The 17,650-nt window shown below is 42.9% G+C and carries 15 protein-coding genes and 1 tRNA gene; 9 read left to right on the plus strand and 7 right to left on the minus strand.

Features of this window, described 5'->3' with window-relative positions; translation table 11 throughout:
* Together D1614_RS19040 and D1614_RS19045 are read left to right on the plus strand one after the other, a co-directional pair.
* Positions 1 to 2,925, plus strand: a 2,925-nt coding sequence (locus tag D1614_RS19040; protein WP_119439575.1) for a T9SS type B sorting domain-containing protein, incomplete at its 5' end; no start/stop codon positions are given.
* A 44-nt stretch (positions 2,926 to 2,969) separates the two neighbouring features.
* The gene (locus D1614_RS19045; RefSeq protein WP_162304569.1) at positions 2,970 to 3,914 is read left to right on the plus strand and encodes a PorP/SprF family type IX secretion system membrane protein; all 945 of its coding nucleotides are present in this window, start codon (positions 2,970 to 2,972) and stop codon (positions 3,912 to 3,914) included.
* Between the two features lie 18 nt (positions 3,915 to 3,932).
* On the opposite strand, the gene D1614_RS19050 is transcribed toward D1614_RS19045, so the two are convergent.
* Positions 3,933 to 4,148 carry a (2Fe-2S)-binding protein gene (locus D1614_RS19050; RefSeq protein ID WP_119439577.1) on the minus strand — a complete coding sequence of 72 codons (216 nt, stop codon included), beginning with the start codon at positions 4,146 to 4,148 and terminating at the stop codon, positions 3,933 to 3,935.
* A 116-nt stretch (positions 4,149 to 4,264) separates the two neighbouring features.
* Positions 4,265 to 5,047, minus strand: coding sequence for an HD domain-containing protein (locus tag D1614_RS19055; protein ID WP_162304570.1), 783 nt, complete (start codon positions 5,045 to 5,047; stop codon positions 4,265 to 4,267).
* 181 nt (positions 5,048 to 5,228) lie between these two features.
* Here D1614_RS19055 and D1614_RS19060 point away from each other — a divergent pair.
* Positions 5,229 to 5,300, plus strand: a tRNA-Arg gene (locus D1614_RS19060).
* A gap of 460 nt (positions 5,301 to 5,760) precedes the next feature.
* Positions 5,761 to 6,081: a hypothetical protein gene (locus D1614_RS19065; protein ID WP_147384323.1), complete on the plus strand. Its 321-nt coding sequence runs from the start codon at positions 5,761 to 5,763 to the stop codon at positions 6,079 to 6,081.
* 259 nt (positions 6,082 to 6,340) lie between these two features.
* On the opposite strand, the gene D1614_RS19070 is transcribed toward D1614_RS19065, so the two are convergent.
* The 3 genes from D1614_RS19070 to D1614_RS19080 form a co-directional block, all read right to left on the minus strand.
* Positions 6,341 to 6,553, minus strand: a complete 213-nt coding sequence (locus tag D1614_RS19070) for a hypothetical protein (RefSeq protein ID WP_119439580.1) — start codon at positions 6,551 to 6,553, stop codon at positions 6,341 to 6,343.
* A gap of 313 nt (positions 6,554 to 6,866) precedes the next feature.
* Positions 6,867 to 7,319 carry a JAB domain-containing protein gene (locus tag D1614_RS19075; protein ID WP_119439651.1) on the minus strand — a complete coding sequence of 151 codons (453 nt, stop codon included), beginning with the start codon at positions 7,317 to 7,319 and terminating at the stop codon, positions 6,867 to 6,869.
* Between the two features lie 196 nt (positions 7,320 to 7,515).
* Entirely contained in the window at positions 7,516 to 7,773 is a 258-nt protein-coding gene (locus tag D1614_RS19080; protein WP_119439581.1) for a hypothetical protein, read from the minus strand.
* A gap of 518 nt (positions 7,774 to 8,291) precedes the next feature.
* Here D1614_RS19080 and D1614_RS19085 point away from each other — a divergent pair.
* Genes D1614_RS19085 through hsdR form a run of 4 tightly spaced genes read left to right on the plus strand, consistent with a single transcriptional unit; the run spans position 8,292 to position 14,816 of the window.
* Complete coding sequence (locus D1614_RS19085; RefSeq protein ID WP_119439582.1) at positions 8,292 to 9,746, plus strand: class I SAM-dependent DNA methyltransferase; 1,455 nt, start codon at positions 8,292 to 8,294, stop codon at positions 9,744 to 9,746.
* Positions 9,743 to 10,999 carry a restriction endonuclease subunit S gene (locus D1614_RS19090; RefSeq protein ID WP_119439583.1) on the plus strand — a complete coding sequence of 419 codons (1,257 nt, stop codon included), beginning with the start codon at positions 9,743 to 9,745 and terminating at the stop codon, positions 10,997 to 10,999. Before D1614_RS19085 ends, D1614_RS19090 begins: the two co-directional genes overlap by 4 nt.
* Positions 11,000 to 11,010: 11 nt before the next feature.
* Positions 11,011 to 12,405 carry a KAP family P-loop NTPase fold protein gene (locus tag D1614_RS19095; protein WP_119439584.1) on the plus strand — a complete coding sequence of 465 codons (1,395 nt, stop codon included), beginning with the start codon at positions 11,011 to 11,013 and terminating at the stop codon, positions 12,403 to 12,405.
* Positions 12,406 to 12,407: 2 nt separating this feature from the next.
* Positions 12,408 to 14,816, plus strand: coding sequence for an EcoAI/FtnUII family type I restriction enzme subunit R (hsdR, locus tag D1614_RS19100; protein ID WP_119439585.1), 2,409 nt, complete (start codon positions 12,408 to 12,410; stop codon positions 14,814 to 14,816).
* A 206-nt stretch (positions 14,817 to 15,022) separates the two neighbouring features.
* Here the strand turns inward: hsdR and D1614_RS19105 are convergent, their stop codons facing one another.
* Entirely contained in the window at positions 15,023 to 15,718 is a 696-nt protein-coding gene (locus tag D1614_RS19105; protein ID WP_119439586.1) for a hypothetical protein, read from the minus strand.
* Between the two features lie 1,052 nt (positions 15,719 to 16,770).
* Between D1614_RS19105 and D1614_RS19110 the strand changes: the two genes are divergently transcribed.
* Positions 16,771 to 17,181 carry a hypothetical protein gene (locus D1614_RS19110; RefSeq protein WP_119439587.1) on the plus strand — a complete coding sequence of 137 codons (411 nt, stop codon included), beginning with the start codon at positions 16,771 to 16,773 and terminating at the stop codon, positions 17,179 to 17,181.
* Between the two features lie 88 nt (positions 17,182 to 17,269).
* On the opposite strand, the gene D1614_RS19115 is transcribed toward D1614_RS19110, so the two are convergent.
* A complete protein-coding gene (locus tag D1614_RS19115) occupies positions 17,270 to 17,599 on the minus strand; it encodes a TerB family tellurite resistance protein (RefSeq protein WP_119439588.1) in 330 nt (109 codons plus the stop codon).
* Positions 17,600 to 17,650: the final 51 nt, after the last annotated feature.

Here is a 17,650-nt window from a genome sequence, read left to right on the forward strand (position 1 = left end):
TACACCTGGACTGTGGACGGAGTGGAATACCTTGGAACCGACGGAGACACAACCGTTCATTACGAAGGGGCAAACTGCGCACCCGATACAATCCTGAACATTACGGTGAATGACGAACCACAGCCGATTGTAACAAACGTGACCATCTGTTCGAATGAAACCTATACATGGAACGTGGACGGGGTTGAGTATTTCGGGACTGACGGAGACACAACCGTTCATTACGAAGGCAATAACTGTGCTGCTGATTCGCTACTGAATATTACAGTTTTACAAACTACAGAAGCAAGTATTGACACCACTGTATGTGATATCTTAACTTTCAACGATTCGATTTATACCGAATCGGGTACTTATGAGCAGCACTTTACGAATGCTGTTGGTTGCGACAGTATGCTAACGATCAACCTTACGGTATTGGAAAGCACTTTCGAAACCATCAACCGTATCGTTTGTGACCAGTTGACGATCAATGACTCAACATACACCGAATCCGGTCAATACATTCAGAATCTCACAAACGCAGCCGGTTGCGACAGTACTTTAACCATCAATTTAACGGTAAATGAAAGTAGTGAACTGACGTTAACAGAAATTGCTTGTGACTCATACGAATTAAATGATTCAGTATACACCGAAAGTGGTACATACGTACAAAACCTGCAAACCGAGGCTGGATGTGACCTTACAGTTACCTTAAACCTAACCATCAGGAGAAGTACTGAAGAGATCATCGAAAGAACTGTTTGTAACCAACTGAGGATTAATAATACACTTTATACTCAATCCGGAACCTATACTCAAAACTTGACAAATGCAGCCGGTTGTGACAGTACTCTTATCATCAGACTAACTGTATTAAGTGAAGATCCGGTGGAATTGACCAGCGATGCAAGTGACCTTACAGTAGAATGTGACGGAAACGGCAACCTGGAAGATCTAAATAACTGGTTGCAGACAATTGGCGGAACAGGTGCTGCCCAGGCAGGATTTGGAACAATCAACTGGACCAACGACTTTGAAGCCCTGACACCGGGATGTTGCAACACCGGCTCAGTACTGGTAACATTCACGGCTTACGACGAATGTCAGAATTCAGTGTCAACCAGTGCAACATTTACCATTGTTGACAGCGAAGCTCCTGCATTCACCGCTCCTGAAGATATCACTATCTATTCAGGCGAAGAATGTCAGTACGATGCCAGCGTTGAAGCCACTGGTGATGTAACAGATGAATCAGATGCTTGTTGCCCGGAACTGGATGCAACTTATACCGACGTGGTAGAACAGGGAGCATGTGCCGGAGAGTGGGTAATTACACGTACATGGAACCTGGCTGATGCTTGTGGAAATCAGGCAGAACCTCAGGTACAGATAATCACGGTTATGGATACCGTTGCCCCGGTGGCAGTTTGCAACAATCTAACGATTCAGCTACAGGAAAACGGAATGGTAAGCATAACAGCTGATGATTTAAATGGCGGCTCAACCGATAATTGCGGCATCGACACGGTATTTATCAGCCAATACGATTTTACCTGCGGCGACCTTGGAACCAATGAAGTTACACTGACAGTAGTTGACAATTGCGGCAATACTTCAACTTGTACTGCTGAAGTAACTGTTGAAGCCGGGGATGTTGACTGTGGTCAGGAAAGACTAATTGCACAACCCGATGTACTTACCCTGGTTGTTTGTCCGGGTGGAATCGTGAATGGTTCGATCAACCTGTTAACAAACGACGAAGGTATCGGAACCTCAGGAATTACAATGAGCGCAGATAATATTCCGGACAATGTACAGGTGAACCTGATTGACGGAGAATTATTGTATGCCAACGAAGAACTATCCGAAGCAGTAATCCAGTTTACATATACCATTTGCAGCAATGCAAATCCGGAAAATTGTTCTACCGCCGAAGTAACAATCCACATCCAGCTTGATACCGACTGTGACGGAGTTCCGAATGTGATCGACATTGACGATGACGATGATGGTATACTTGATATCCATGAAGATCAAAATGCATTGAACCAGCAAACACTGGATTCGGATGGCGACGGAATCGTTGACAGACTGGATATTGACTCAGACAACGACGGAATTCCGGACAACATTGAATGGCAGCAAACCATTGCTGAAGGCATTCAGTATGCTGAAAATGGTGGAGTTGACCAGGGACTTGACTACTATCCTCCGCTGGGAACTGATTCCAATGGTGACGGCTGGGATGATCAGTACGATGCCCTGGGAGTATACTACGATCCGGTTGACATGGATCTGGACGGAATCCCGGATTACCTGGATGAAGATGCAGATGGTGATGGCATTGCCGACTATATTGAAGGATGGGATGCAACCCCACATGATACAATTGCTGATGTTGACTACATTGGGACAGATACTGATGGCGATGGTTTGGATGACGCATACGATTCTTACGACACCAGCTTAGAATGGCTCCATGGACTAAACGCCATTGGAACTAATGCTCCATTGCAGGATTCAGATACTATCATTGGTGTGCGTGACTGGAGAGATGATTACGTTCCATCTATTCCAGGAGAAGGTGAAGAAGCCGAAGGATGTGAGCTGTTCATCCCAGATGGATTCTCACCAAACGGAGATACCTATAACGATTACTTCGAGATTATTTTTACCTGTGAAACCGGTGATTTATTATTCGAAGTAGAATATCCGGATGCCAAAATAGAGATATTCAACCGTTGGGGGAACAAAGTTTACGAAAAAGCCAACTATGGTAATACTCAAAGATGGAGCTACCAGGATGCATGGTGGGATGGAAAATCAACCAATAAGATGCAGGTTGGCAGGGATAATCTTCCAACAGCCACCTACTTCTACATCTTATATCTGGGAGACGGAAGCAAACCAATTACAGGATCAATATTCCTAAATAATTAATGGTAATGATTAATGAAATGTTGAATCCAAAAAAAGAAAGAACGATGAAAACGAAATTAAATATTATCAAAGCTTTAGGGATCCTGGTAATTGCATTGACAGCGTTCACTTCTAACGCCCAGCAGGACCCAATGTACACTCAGTACATGTTTAATACGCAAACCATCAACCCTGCTTATGCAGGTACATGGGAGTCGGTAGGCTTTATGGCACTGGCCCGAAATCAATGGGCAGGATGGAATGGGGCACCTGAAACATTTACTTTTTCGCTGCAAGCTCCGCTTAGAAATGAACGCGTGGCCTTAGGTTTAAATGTAATCGGAGATAAAGTTGGACAGGTAAAACGTTTTGATATTTCCGCCGACTACTCATACCTGGTGCCGATTAGTGAACGTACCAATTTGAGACTGGGGTTAAAAGGCGGATTTGTAAACTACAGCAACAACCTGCAGGATTACAACATCATCGATCCCAATGACCCTAAATTCATCGGGCGTATAAACAGCTTCAAACCCAACTTTGGTGTTGGAGCTTTCCTCTACAGCAAGAGAGCCTATGTTGGGTTTTCCGTTCCGAGGGTATTGAATGTAAAACTTGACTCCGATATGCAGAGCGCCGCGGTTCAGGCAGAAATCAGGCATTACTTCCTGATTGCCGGTGCAGTTTTCGATTTGGGTGAGGATGTTAAGTTCAAACCAACGATGCTGACTAAAGCATCGTTTACATCCGAAACAGGTACTCCCCTTCAGATGGACTTTTCAGGAAACTTCCTGATCAAAGAAAAACTTTGGCTGGGAGCCATGTACCGTACCGGATCTTCCTACGGCTTTATTGCGCAGTGGATTTTCGACAAAAAGTTGCGGGTTGGTTATGCGATCGATTTTGCTACCAACAACATCAAGCACCACAACAACGGAACCCACGAAATTATGGTGTCGTACGAACTTAAATTCAGAAAAGAAGAAGTGGTTTCGCCACGTTACTTCTAAAAGATATTGTTGTGTTTTTTAGAGCCCGAGTTCCAGCTTCCCTTGCTGGTTCTTGGGTTTTTTCTTTTGATGTGCTTCCACAATGGCATCGATCTCGGGCAAACAGCGGCCACAAGATGTGCCGGCCCGCGTAAACTCCTGTATGTGCGAAGTTGTTTCTGCCCCTTTCTCTAAAACAGATTTAATCTCACTTTCGTCTATCAAGTTGCAAATGCAAACCAGTTTTCGCGCCATTACCGATTGCCGTTTATAAGTTTTACTACAATACTTCTCTTGTTACGAGGCCCACCAGCTTTATTAATTCCTTAATACTACCAGCCGGCACGCTACTAGATGAATCTCTTTCTGCCTTATGCCAGTATCTTATTTTCAGTATACACCTTTACTTTGCGGTAAATTTCAATCACCGTATCGCTTTTCGACATTGTGCCGTATATCTTTTCCAGAAAACGCTTCTTCATCAGGATATCAAAAGAAGGTTTAAAATTAACATCATATACCCACGAAAGCTGCATGATTTTAATGTCAATCTGATTGGCAACATCTGACTTTGATACCAGCTTCCCTGCCAGTACCTGTTTGGCTACCTCCTCCGAAACGACTCCTCCTTTGGGCATCTCCCAGGTTAAAGTATGATTGGGAACAGCTTTGGGATTTATGTAATAGTCCGTGATTACCTGGAGTATATCCAGCTTATCCGCATCGCGAAGAATACGGGCATACAAAAGCTCGTTTTCATCTGATTCCTTCGGCAACTCTCTTTTATTGTGGTATTGAACTGCCAACAGGATTTTACGCTTCTCCCCTTCTTCGCATTCGTCCAGAAAACCATTTTCAGTAATTACCTGCAATGAATATTCGGCATGATCCACCGACTGTGTATCGTTGAAAGTATTAAACTCCAGCAGTTGCCTAAATCGCCCAACGTCATGAAAAATACCTGCCAGAAAAGCCATTTCCTGCTCTTCTTCGGTAAGCCGAAGACTTTGAGCAATATCCACACACAGTTTGGCTACGCGCAAAGAGTGCTCGTATTTAATCAGAAAATTATTGGCTTGCTCTTCCGATAATCCTGAAAATGAATCAAAATACCTCTGCAAGTTTACTTGTGCGAGGTCAGTTCCCTTCTCCATAAATCCAACTTTTGAACGCGCAAAGGTAACTATAAGCCCTTTCGGCCTCTGCCGCTCGTTCAATATTTTATCAACATTTAACAGAAGGATGGCAAACCATAACCTTTCGAAATAAAAGAACATTATAGTCATTATTATTTCTGCATGATTGGGGAATTTTACTATTTTTGCGCCACAAAACGGTCCCATAGTTCAATGGATAGAATGTAAGATTCCGGTTCTTATGATCTGGGTTCGAGTCCCGGTGGGATCACAAACAAAGGCAGTTAATCAATTGGTTTTCTGCCTTTTATGTTTCAAGGGGTGCTAAAAAAGTGCTAAAAACCAACATCCAGAAAACGACATTTCGTTGATAAGATTTTTATTACCCTTACCCTGTTGTATCAACAAACTTATATCTTTAATTACCAATATCCAAACGATTTATCTATGTCTATACTATCCGTCAACGATCCCGTAAAAGCTGGATTCTCCATCAATACCAAGGAGTTATGAAGCATTCTAAGACTCATCAAGACGACACTCCCTCCGCGCTGGAAGGATCAGCGTCCGTATTGTGAGCTGTCGATCAAGACCAACAGTATTGAGTTCGTTGTTACAGGAGTAAAACGAACATGTGAATGTGATGCCTGAGACCGGCCAAGGTAACCATATCCTTCCTTCATCTACTTCTCCTGGTAGAAGATCGCCCCAGAGTAAAGACGAAAGTATTAGTGGGCGATGATATCATGACAGTGAACGAGACCACTGTGGATGTAGTGACTTGGTTCTTCCAGGATGACAGTATACTCCGCAGCATCGATCTCCCGGTTAATTATGATACTGTTGACATCCTACGGTTATCCCAGAAGTACACAAAGGAGGAGATTGAGTTCAACAAGCTGACGGAGGAACACAGGCAGGCACAAAACAAACTGTACGAGGACATCATCAAAGTAAGACGGATTTTGAAGAAGTACCTGATCGGGGAAGGAGATATAACCAACTTCATTATAAGCAACATCAACAAAACCGGAAAAAGTGCCATTTTATAACAACATGCATTACATGGGGGCAAAGGGACATATAGTCAACTGGTTACATGTTCGATTAGGACCTGTTAGGGACAATATTTAGACGAATCGGCCTCGATGGATGGTTCGACAAATGAGGTAAAACAGAAAAACATGGAGTTGATCCGATCAGTGCACATTCTACACCCTGGGTAAAAATTGTTCTCGTCAGAAGAAGGTCTCACCGGGTTCAACCCCGGCAAGACTACAGAGGTGCGTCTGTACTATGCAACCCCCGCATTTACTTCTTCCCTGCAATAACTGATACGAGGATCATTGCCAGGAATCGTCCGATAGCACTAAACACTCCCCAGAAGATTAGAAAGCCGATGAAGCTCCCAAAGCTATGTGGATGAACCAGGTTCCAACTAATGATACCTGCAATGATAGATAGTGCCACGGTGACAACCAACATGGCCGTGGCCTGTGTTTCTCCAGAATTTGAATCACTCATGATTAAAAATTTTTAAAGTGTGATGATTTGTAAGTAAGGAGGGATGCTACTGCACCCCAGCGAAATTGTTCTTGAATTGATTGTACTCCCACGCAAGAGTTTGTTTGGGCAGGAGCTCAGAAGCCCCGGTAAAGTATATTGACTCGATGTGATCTACGAACGGATCCCAGAGGTCTGCCTTCAGCTTCTCCTCTCTGCGGTTATATTTACAAGTGTTCATAATGAAAGATTTTTGTGTTACGAGGGCTTTGGTGGTTTGAAGAGAATCTGAAGCAGAACCATAGCGATGAACTATGATCCTGCATAGAAATTTCTACATCTCTCCTTCATCTGCCATCGAGTAGTACGACTCGGATGTTAGTATGATATGGTCCGGCACATCCATGTCCAACAGCTTAGCTCCGTCTTTCAGCTTGGTGGTGATCCGCCGATCGGCATCACTGGTGCGCAGCTCCCCGGAAGGATGATTGTGGAGCAGAATTATCGAGGAAGCGTTGGCTTTTAATGCAACCTGAAATATCAATTTAGCGTCCACAACGGTTCCGGAAACTCCACCGGTCGAGATCCACGAAAGCCCCAGAATCTTCAACCCACGAGAAAGCAGGAGAACAGCAAATCTCTCCCGATACTCCACATCCGGCCATAGTGGATAAACGTATTCATAAACGGACTTCGAACCAGTAACACGTAGCTGATTAGAAGGCTTAACGGAATGACTATAGGTAACAGATACCTCCGCAATGTTTTGTTGAAATAGTGTTGTCATTGATTTTGTTTTAATTGAGGACTGATTATAGCATGGGAATACTGCTAAATTGTAGGCACCGCCCAATTGACTCATCTGACTAAATGCAAGGCCGTAACCACCTTAGGAAACAACTAAGGAGCTTGTTATAGCCTTGCATGTGTCAGGTGAGTCAATACTTTTGCCGAGAATTAAGCAGTGTGTGTACCCAGATTATCTACTTCTTTGTAGATCTCTTAGTGGTCTTCTTGGGAGTGACCTCAGGGACTTCTTCCATGGGAGTACAATAAACAGTGTAGTCCCTTCCGAACTTATCGGGTTCCTGCAACTTAGCTACTTCAAAGCTGCAATACTGTGTCCCTTCAAATTCATGTACCTGAGATAGTAGTTCTTTTACCTTCACGGTAACTTTGATGATAGAGAGGTTAGGAACCTGGGTGCCCTTACCCAAATAAACTTTTCCAAATGTCTTCATAATAAAAAATTTAATGTTAGAATGTTTGATGGTTTATGACAGACAACATGTCACAACAGAGGCAGCAGACATCTGATCCAGATGATAATCGAAGTTGCATTACATGGACTGAGTAACATAACGGACAGAGCCAATCAAGCCCGACAAGTGCCTTTATGAAGCCCCGAGAAAAGGTGTGTCAGAAATAGCTAATCCGACCATAAAAACACCCAAAATCGGGGTAAAGTGTGTTGAAATTGCGACTTTTTGATGGTCCTGACACCTGTATTTACAACAAAGAAATCGCAGTTGCATTTATACCAGATACGCAAACACCCGGGGGTACTTACCAATTGAGAGCCTGTATACAATACGTAGGGGGCGCCTACGCTCGCGCAAAACACAAAAATTTTTGCAAAACTCAGTCGCTGGAAACATTGCCCAAGGAACAGGATAAGATTTAAAACGGATTGTTATCTTTGGTTTGCTATTACAAAATAGCCACATCAATGAAAAAACGATTCAGATAAGAACCAAACATGTTCGAACAAACATTTAGGAATATAGACGACGTACTATACAAGGACGCAGGAGCAGATAGTGAACTCGATTACATAGGACAAACCTCATGGATAATGTTTTTACGTTACCTCGAAGACCTTGAACAGGATAAAGCGGACGAAGCAGAGCTTCGAGGTCAAACCTACGAGTACATCATAGACGAAGAGTATCGCTGGAAAAACTGGGCGATGCCCAAAGGACCAGATGGAAAACTCGATCATCACAAAGCAATGACCGGACCCGACCTGGTACAGTTTGTAGACCTTAAACTCTTCCCATATCTCGCAGGCTTTAAGCAGAAAGCAGACAGTCCGCAGACCATAGAATACAAGATCGGTGAAATATTCAGCGAGTTGAAGAACAAGATCCAGAGTGGGTACAACCTACGCGATATCATTGGGTACGCTGATGAGTTACCCTTCCGTTCCACCAAAGATAAGCACGAACTGAGTCACCTGTACGAGACTAAGATCAAAAACATGGGTAACGCCGGACGTAACGGAGGACAATACTACACTCCCCGTCCGTTGATTAGAGCCATGATACAGGTTACCGATCCGCAGATTGGAGAAAAGGTGTACGATGGAGCCGTGGGGTCAGCAGGTTTCCTCTGTGAGGCGTACGAGTACATGTACAAACGCATGGACAAAACCACGGACAACCTGACCACGATACAAAAGGAAACCTTCTATGGTAAGGAGAAGAAAAACCTTGCCTACGTGATCGGTATCATGAATATGATCCTGCACGGTATAGAGGCACCCAACATTATCCATACGAATACACTGGGCGAAAGTATCCGTGACATACAGGAGAAAGACCGTTACCACGTAATACTTGCAAACCCACCGTTTGGAGGAAAGGAGCGTAAGGAGGTACAACAGAACTTCGACATCAAGACCGGAGAGACGGCCTTCCTATTCCTACAGCACTTTATCAAGTCGCTGAAGACCGGAGGACGTGCGGCCATCGTCATCAAAAACACTTTTCTTAGTAATACAGACAACGCGAGTATTAGCTTGCGCAAACACTTACTCGAAAGCTGTAACCTGCATACGATACTCGATATGCCCCAAGGAACGTTTCTGGGTGCTGGTGTTAAAACCGTGGTGCTGTTCTTTCAGAAGGGAGAACCAACAAAAACCACATGGTACTATCAGCTTAATCCGGGGCGTACATTGGGTAAAACCAATCCATTGAATGATGTGGACATGGAAGCCTTTGTAAAAGCACAGGTAGCCAAACCCGAAACAGAACAAAGCTGGAACCTCACATTCGTAGATGTTGATGAAAACACCTATGATCTGAGTGTAAAGAATCCAAACACACCCGAGGAAGATCCGCTTCGCAGCCCACAGGAGATATTAGCAGAGATGGAAAGCCTTGATGCCGAAACCAGTTCCATTCTTCAAACGATAAAAGATTTGTTATGAAGAAAGGATGGGAGATTAAAACACTAAATAGCGTCTGTGATAAGACTTCTAATATAAAGTGGCAGAAGTCAGATGATGCATCGTATAAATATATTGACCTCAGTTCTGTTTCCAGAGAGAGCTTGAAGATCACAGAAACGACACAAATAAACTCATTAAATGCCCCCAGTAGAGCAAAGAAGATTGTGAATGAAGGAGATGTAATCTTTGCAACAACAAGACCAACGCTTAAAAGAGTAACGCTTATCCCAAAAGAGTATGATGGACAGATATGCAGTACTGGGTATACTGTCTTACGGGCAAAGAGCAACAAGATACTACCTGAACTAATATATTACTGTCTACAGACAGAATCTTTTATGGAACGGATGGAAACGTTGCAAAGAGGAGCAAGTTATCCCGCTGTAACGGACATGGATGTAAAAAAGACACAGATCTTACTACCACCACTCCCCGAGCAGCAACAAATAGTAAACATCCTAGACCAGGCCTTCGCTGCCATCGACAAAGCCAAAGCCAATATCGAGCGCAACCTTCAAAACGCAAAGGAGTTGTTCCAGAGTGAGCTTAACCGGGTGTTCTCCCAGCGGGGAGAGGGATGGAAGGAGAAGACATTGATGGATGTAGCACTTGAATTTGGAAGAGGAAAGTCCAAACATAGACCACGAAATGATGCCAAGTTGTACGGAGGTAAATATCCGTTCGTACAAACAGGAGATGTTAGAAACGCGAACAAACATATAAGGAGTTATACCCAAACTTATAACGAAGTTGGCCTGGCGCAAAGTAAGCTATGGTCTAAAGGCACAATTTGTATAACTATCGCAGCTAACATTGCAGAAACAGCAATTTTAGATTTCGATGGTTGTTTCCCTGACAGTATAATTGGATTACAGGTTAATCCAGATAAAGCAATCACTGAATTCGCCTACTACGCTTTACAATTTCTGAAGGCAAAACTACAAGCATTAGGCAAAGGCAGCGCACAAGACAATATAAATCTGGGAACGTTCCAAAGCCAGTACTTCCCATTTCCAAACATCGAAACGCAGCAGGATGTCGTTAAAAAGTTAGATGGACTACTGAATCTATCGATAACCTTGGAAGAGAAGTATTGCAATAAAATAGAGCAGTTGGACGAACTCAAAAAGTCCATCCTACAAAAAGCCTTTACAGGAGAGATAACAGCAAGCGAATATAAACTAACAGACACAGAGGAGTTGGATATGGTGGCGGAGGAGAAAGACAACTAAATCAACCGCATATGATACTCAAGCACAGAGAACTGGATATACCCCCTGAAAATCCCTTTGCAAACTGCAAATTGAAACGTTACAGATATGCACAAGCATTGACTGATATAGTAACGAATTATTCCGATGGATTTGTCTTGGCGATTAACAACGAATGGGGAACCGGGAAAACCACTTTTGTAAAGATGTGGAAACAGTATCTTCACAACCAAGGCTTTGAAACGCTTTATTTTAACGCATGGGAGAACGATTTTGAGAATGGTGCCCTTGCAGCTCTGATGGCAGAACTATCAACACTCCAGGATGAATCGACGAAAGAAATCTTTAAAAAAGTACTAAAAACCGGAGCGAAACTCGCAAAAAGCGCAATACCAATCCTACTAAAAGCTGCGGCCGCGAAGTATCTTGACAAGGACGAGTTAAAAGATCTACTTGCAGAAGTCACTGACAGTGCAAACGAGCTCTTACATATACAAATAGAAGAGTATACAACGAAGAAGAAAGGATTGGTCGAATTCAAGGAATCGCTTAGTACATACATTCGTGAAACATCAGGAGAAAAACCTATTGTATTCATCATAGATGAGCTTGACCGATGTCGTCCAGATTATGCTGTAGAGGTATTAGAAAAAGTAAAACACTTCTTCGATGTTCCAGGTATAGTTTTCGTACTCTCAATAGACAAGACACAGCTTGGACATGCTGTTCGAGGACACTATGGAAGTGAAAAAATTGCAGCCGAAGAGTATTTGCGAAGGTTCATTGATATCGAATATTCAATCCCTGAACCAGAAATCACGGAATGGGTAGAGTACTTGTTTGAATACTTTGGCTTTTTAGAATTTTATGAAAATATCCCAAAAAGAAATAGTCAAGAGGAATATGATGCCTTTAGAAAGATACTTAAATATCTGTTTATCAAGCAAAGGCTAAGTCTCAGGATGCACGAAAAAATATTTGCCCAAGCCAGTATCGCCTTTAAAACTTTTGGTCGATCACAGGTAATACCAGCAGTATTCATATTCCTTATTTATATAAAAACTTATCATGAGGAATTATACAAATCAATTCGCAATGTCGAGTTAACACCACAACAGCTACTGGACAGTATCGAGGAGTTATTAAAGAACTTCATCTCAGATGATGTAAGGCATCATTTTCTAAATATGGAAGCCCAACTGATAACACTATACGATAACACTTTTATCCGGAAAACTCAGAAATCAGGCATATATAAAAGTGAAGGTGGGGAAATAAAATACATAGTAAAAACGAGATTCGAAGGGCCAGTAAATTACAAACTACATGATTTACTAAAGCACATAAACGAAAGATCTGAATACTTTTCCACACCTATTGAGTATTTGATTGGGAAGATAGATCTAACAGAACGAATTAAACTATAAGTATGAACGAATCGCAAACGCAATACGAACTTATAGAACCATCCCTACGTAAAGCCGGATGGGGCGAAGTGGAAGGTAGTAAAGTACGAAAAGAACACCCGATCTCACAAGGTAGGCTTATCGGCAACAGGAGGCGAAGTCAACCGATCCGGGCAGACTATGTACTGGAATACAAAAACCGTTATCTCGCGGTAGTTGAAGCCAAATCAAACGAAAAACATTACACCACCGGCGTAGCGCAGGCAAAGGATTATGCTGAGCGTTTACACATACGATTCACCTACGCAACCAACGGCGACAAGATATACGGTATCGACATGCACGAAGGTACCGAGGGCGATGTAAGCAAGTACCCCAGTCCGGAGGAACTCTGGAACATGACCTTTGTTCAACCCACCACCACAGAAGAGGAGGAGAAAGAACAATGGCGCGAACGCTTGTTTGCGATTCCGTTCGAAGACCGCAGTGGTACCTGGCAACCCCGCTACTATCAACACAATGCCATTAACAAGGTCCTTGAAGCCGTAGCCGACGGGAAAGACAAAATACTCTTAACGCTTGCAACTGGTACAGGGAAAACAGCGATAGCTTTTCAGATAGCATGGAAATTGTTTCACGCAAAGTGGAACATCCGACGAGACGGAGAACGGAGTCCACGAGTACTGTTTCTTGCTGATCGGAATATATTAGCAGATCAGGCTTTTAACGCTTTCAATGCGTTTGAGGAGGAAGCCCTGATACGCATACGACCATCAGAGATCAAGAAAAAGGGACATGTACCCAAGAATGGTAGTGTCTTTTTTACCATCTTTCAAACTTTCATGAGTGGTGGGAACGGAGAGGCCATGGATGTGAAACAAGTACGGGAACCGTACTTTGGAGAATATCCACAAGATTACTTTGACTTTATCATCATAGACGAGTGCCACCGTGGAGGAGCCAACGACGAAAGCTCGTGGCGCGAGATCATGGAGTATTTCAGCCCGGCAGTACAGCTCGGTTTAACTGCAACTCCAAAACGCGATGTAAACGCCGATACGTACCGTTATTTCGGTGATCCGGTGTATGAGTACTCCTTGAAGGATGGTATCAATGACGGCTTCCTAACGCCCTTTAAAGTGCAGGAGATTAAAACTACCATCGATGAGTATGAGTACTCACCTGACGACATTGTTGATAGTGGAGAAATAGATTCGGAACGTAAGTACACAGAGGAAGATTTCAACCGTATTATACAGATCATAGATCGAGAGCAGTTCAGGGTGAAGAAACTCATGGAACTGATGAACCAAAACCAGAAAACACTTGTATTCTGCGCAACTCAGATCCACGCAGCAGCTATCCGGGATGCAATCAACCAGCAAAAGACAAGTACTAATCCAAACTACTGTCATCGGGTAACAGCCGATGATGGAGCGAGAGGCGAACAACACTTGCGCGACTTCCAGGACAATGAAAAAATCATACCAACCGTGCTAACAACTTCACAGAAGTTGAGCACCGGCGTAGATGCACCAGAGATCAGAAACATAGCTCTCCTAAGACCTGTCAACTCCATGGTGGAGTTCAAGCAGATCATAGGACGTGGCACACGTTTGTTTGATGGGAAAGATTACTTCACGATATACGATTTTGTAGGTGCACACAAGCACTTTAAAGATCCGGAATGGGATGGTCCACCGTTACCACCACCAGAACCGGGTCCATATCGTACACCAAAGCCTTGTCCGGTTTGTGGTGAGCGTCCATGTATATGTGGAGTGGAAGACCCTCCACCATGTCCCGAGTGCGGAAACTCTCCCTGCGTATGCGAGAAACCACCTCGGCAGATCATCGAAGTCAAGTTGTCGCAACACAATGTACTACAACTTGACTCAATGGTTAGAACATCATTCTACAGTCCTGACGGTAAATTGATGTCTGCAGAACAGTTCATCAAGAACCTGTTTGGAGAGCTGCCGGTGCTATTTAAAAACGAAGATGAGCTGCGTAAGATTTGGAGCTTACCCGATACACGGAGGAAGCTTCTGGAGGAGCTTAGTGAGAAGGGATATACTCAGGCACAGTTGGAGGATCTGCAGAAACTTGTAAAGGGAGAAGACAGCGATCTGTACGATGTACTATCATATATTGCCTGGCACCGAAACATGATTCCTCGTCAGGAGCGAGCGGAAAAAGCGAAAATCCACTTCGACAGTTACAGCCCATCACAGCAGGAGTTTCTGAACTATGTACTTGACCAATACGTTCAGTCCGGTGTGCAAGAGCTTGACGGAGATAAACTGTCTCAACTACTCATCCTGAAGTACCATGCCTTGACTGACGCAAAAGCAGCCTTAGGAGACATCCCAACGATCAGGGAGACGTTCATCGGATTTCAGGAGTATCTGTATGAGAAGGGGGCAGTTTAGTTAAGAAGGAAAATAATCCGAGATGCAAGGAAAAATAACCCGAGACATAAGGGAAAATAATCCGAGACCTATAGATACAACATAGATATAGAGTAAATAAAATCTTCAATAGCATCTGTCCACCCCCTTTTTCATGGTGCAGACACTCGTAAGACGCAATAAAAAGAATACAAGATCTTGTGGCCTTAACTCTCTATTTTGCAACTTTATGGTAAAGCCGGAGGTTTTATTCTATAATGCTTAGCTTTTCTAATGGAGCGTTTGTAGGATGAGACTTGGTGGATAGGTTTTAACTGTGGTGGAGCCACATTAACATTTAATCCGAGTAAAGCATAAACATCTACCCGGTACCCTCCTGCAGGATTTGAATCCGTTTTAGGTAACTTCGCAATAATACCATGATGCAACAGGGCGTCACGATGCAAACGGAAAGTTGGCATTGTAATTCCCATCACGGAAGCAATTTTTTTATCTGTAAAGTGGATCTCATTTACATCGTCAAGAATGAGATGATAGAGTTTAACATTTAACAACCGGTCTCTCCAGTCTATATAGGGATCCCTGATAAAGGACTTTGGAATTCCACTCCAATCCAGCCGTGGCTCTTTCAGTTGTTCATACCAGACACTTCGACCATCATTCTTTGTATGCAACTTCACGTAACCTTTATTCTGCAGGACATTAGCGTATTCAGAGAATGTGGATGACGCAACACCCATCATATCTCCACAAGCCCCCTGAGACTCACTGAAGTGTTTAAAGAATAAACGTGTAATGTACAAGGTAAACTCTTCGCCTGGCGTAAGAGGAACATCATGCTTCCGTTCAACCTTGACGAATTCAGTAAGCTGTGTATTTAGAATTTTCTTCGGGGAGTTTTTACCAGAAAGCCGAGTTATCATGTTTGCATCGATTTTTGAGGAGTCAAAAATAGTAAAAGCAACCAAAATTACTCATTGAATCCACTGCTGCCCTTACGGGTTTATTACGGCACCTGGCACGCCATTAAATTTTAGCTTATACCCTGTAGCCAGAAGGATTCAAGTCAAGGGGCAATATCTGTTTTACGAAGTGCACGCAGTAAAAACTGAATCGCTCCGAAGGACGGCTAACAGAAGAAATAAGCGATCTCAGCCGCCCTTTACTTTTCCCTATGGCAAAGTACCTTTGACACGATTTAAGGGTATAAGGATTCTCTCTCTGTGAATTGTACTAGGATATTGAAGTTTCTAATGAGTAGTTGTAACCTATAACAAAATAATATGTATACTTAAATAGTCGTGCGTTCAGCACGATGTGTGTTTGGGGGTTAACATTAGTAAAAGGGCGGTTGTTGAACTGCCCTTTCTTCATTATATATAGTTTGGACACTCCCTGAGAATCCAATTTCTTCTCATCTAATACGACTCTTAGCTATGTACGTCCAGTTCCGATTCTTAACGGTGATCACCAAGGGAAATGAACGCAAGTGGGTTTCGGTTGGTGTTCAAGCATAGCGAACCGAAGCGAATGTTATGAAGGTCTCGCAAAAGATAGGTTGAAGAATGAAACCGGTTTGCGGGATATGTACGGAGAGAGGAAGGAACGACGTACACGAGAACACCGATCCGCCGGAGGCAATTTAATAATCCGTTCGATGCCTGAAATAACCAGCAGGTGAGCCTAACACGGGCTGCGGTTGGGTCGTGAGATCTTGTACAAACGAAGGACTACAAGTACTTACGGCACAGAGAAAGCAGCCATGAGGAAGATTGAGGAGCAGCAAAATACATGACAAGCTGCTGCAAGCACCCGAAGGGCTTTGTGTGAGTTTTATTCCCTTAAAGCAAGCATGATATAAAACTCGTACAAAGGCTTGGCGGGTAGTTTGCCGACGATTGATGACGAATACCATATTTCCTAAAAAATATAATTTATATTATGAATATATTTAGAAAATTTTAAATGTATTATTATGGACGCGTTTAGTAAGTTACTTACGAACAATGGCGCTTTAGCCATTATGGACAATAAAGGGAATAAGTATACCTTTGAAATGACACACATGGGAATTGGTGATGATCTAAGAGAAATAGCCGGAGAGCTACGAATTTGTTATGGGCAGTTTCAAGTGTATACTAAAGCGAGAGGACTATTCTTAGACCTCAATGTTCAACCTGACACTTATAGGGTCAGCAGAATAGATGGTTTAATGGTACATACCTGGAAGACTAACTACATGGTTGATGATGAGTATCGTTCATACGCCGTAGGAGGAGACTTAATTTTAAATGTTCGTGATAAAGGATACATATGGTCCTGTCTACAAGATGGACAAGATATACCAACCTATTTTGTTACTAAGAAGCAAAGAGATCGAGTTTGATCAAGGAGTACTAATCAGCACAAACTCATAGTCAGGGAGAATAAAAATACCAGAATTTTATACTGGTATTTTGTAATCTTTACGTAGTCTAATTAAAAGGCAAATCAGCTTCAAACATAATATCCATCATTATAGCAGACTCTCTACCATCTACATGACCATCAGAGTGTACCATCTGGGTCATAATATGGACAAAAGCCATTTTATTGATATGGGACATATCTCTGATGATAGATATCGCCTCCTTGTGTGAAAGCAAGGAAGAATCCGATACTTCACTATCAGTGATATAAAGAACTTTTTGCAAATGAAACAAGTAACCAGTCTCATTCGGATCAATGTTGTCATCGGCTTTCAAGATTTCAATTAGAAATTTGGCCATCGCCATTTTTTCAAAGGTTGTATACAACAGCTCCATACAGGTTATTTAAAGATTAATAAATTATTGAATTCTACGTGCAAGCCATTC

Source organism: Maribellus luteus, from assembly GCF_003576475.1.
GTDB classification, from domain to species: Bacteria; Bacteroidota; Bacteroidia; order Bacteroidales; family Prolixibacteraceae; genus Draconibacterium; species Draconibacterium luteum.

Excerpts from the sequence above, each read along its gene's own strand:
- D1614_RS19045 (WP_162304569.1), top strand. The coding sequence starts at position 2,970 with ATGAAAACGAAATTAAATATTATCAAAGCTTTAGGGATCCTGGTAATT.
- D1614_RS19050 (WP_119439577.1), bottom strand. The coding sequence starts at position 4,148 with ATGGCGCGAAAACTGGTTTGCATTTGCAACTTGATAGACGAAAGTGAG.
- D1614_RS19055 (WP_162304570.1), bottom strand. The coding sequence starts at position 5,047 with ATGGAGAAGGGAACTGACCTCGCACAAGTAAACTTGCAGAGGTATTTT.
- D1614_RS19070 (WP_119439580.1), bottom strand. The coding sequence starts at position 6,553 with ATGAGTGATTCAAATTCTGGAGAAACACAGGCCACGGCCATGTTGGTT.
- D1614_RS19075 (WP_119439651.1), bottom strand. The coding sequence starts at position 7,319 with ATGACAACACTATTTCAACAAAACATTGCGGAGGTATCTGTTACCTAT.
- D1614_RS19080 (WP_119439581.1), bottom strand. The coding sequence starts at position 7,773 with ATGAAGACATTTGGAAAAGTTTATTTGGGTAAGGGCACCCAGGTTCCT.
- D1614_RS19085 (WP_119439582.1), top strand. The coding sequence starts at position 8,292 with ATGTTCGAACAAACATTTAGGAATATAGACGACGTACTATACAAGGAC.
- D1614_RS19090 (WP_119439583.1), top strand. The coding sequence starts at position 9,743 with ATGAAGAAAGGATGGGAGATTAAAACACTAAATAGCGTCTGTGATAAG.
- D1614_RS19095 (WP_119439584.1), top strand. The coding sequence starts at position 11,011 with ATGATACTCAAGCACAGAGAACTGGATATACCCCCTGAAAATCCCTTT.
- hsdR (WP_119439585.1), top strand. The coding sequence starts at position 12,408 with ATGAACGAATCGCAAACGCAATACGAACTTATAGAACCATCCCTACGT.
- D1614_RS19105 (WP_119439586.1), bottom strand. The coding sequence starts at position 15,718 with ATGATAACTCGGCTTTCTGGTAAAAACTCCCCGAAGAAAATTCTAAAT.
- D1614_RS19110 (WP_119439587.1), top strand. The coding sequence starts at position 16,771 with ATGGACGCGTTTAGTAAGTTACTTACGAACAATGGCGCTTTAGCCATT.
- D1614_RS19115 (WP_119439588.1), bottom strand. The coding sequence starts at position 17,599 with ATGGAGCTGTTGTATACAACCTTTGAAAAAATGGCGATGGCCAAATTT.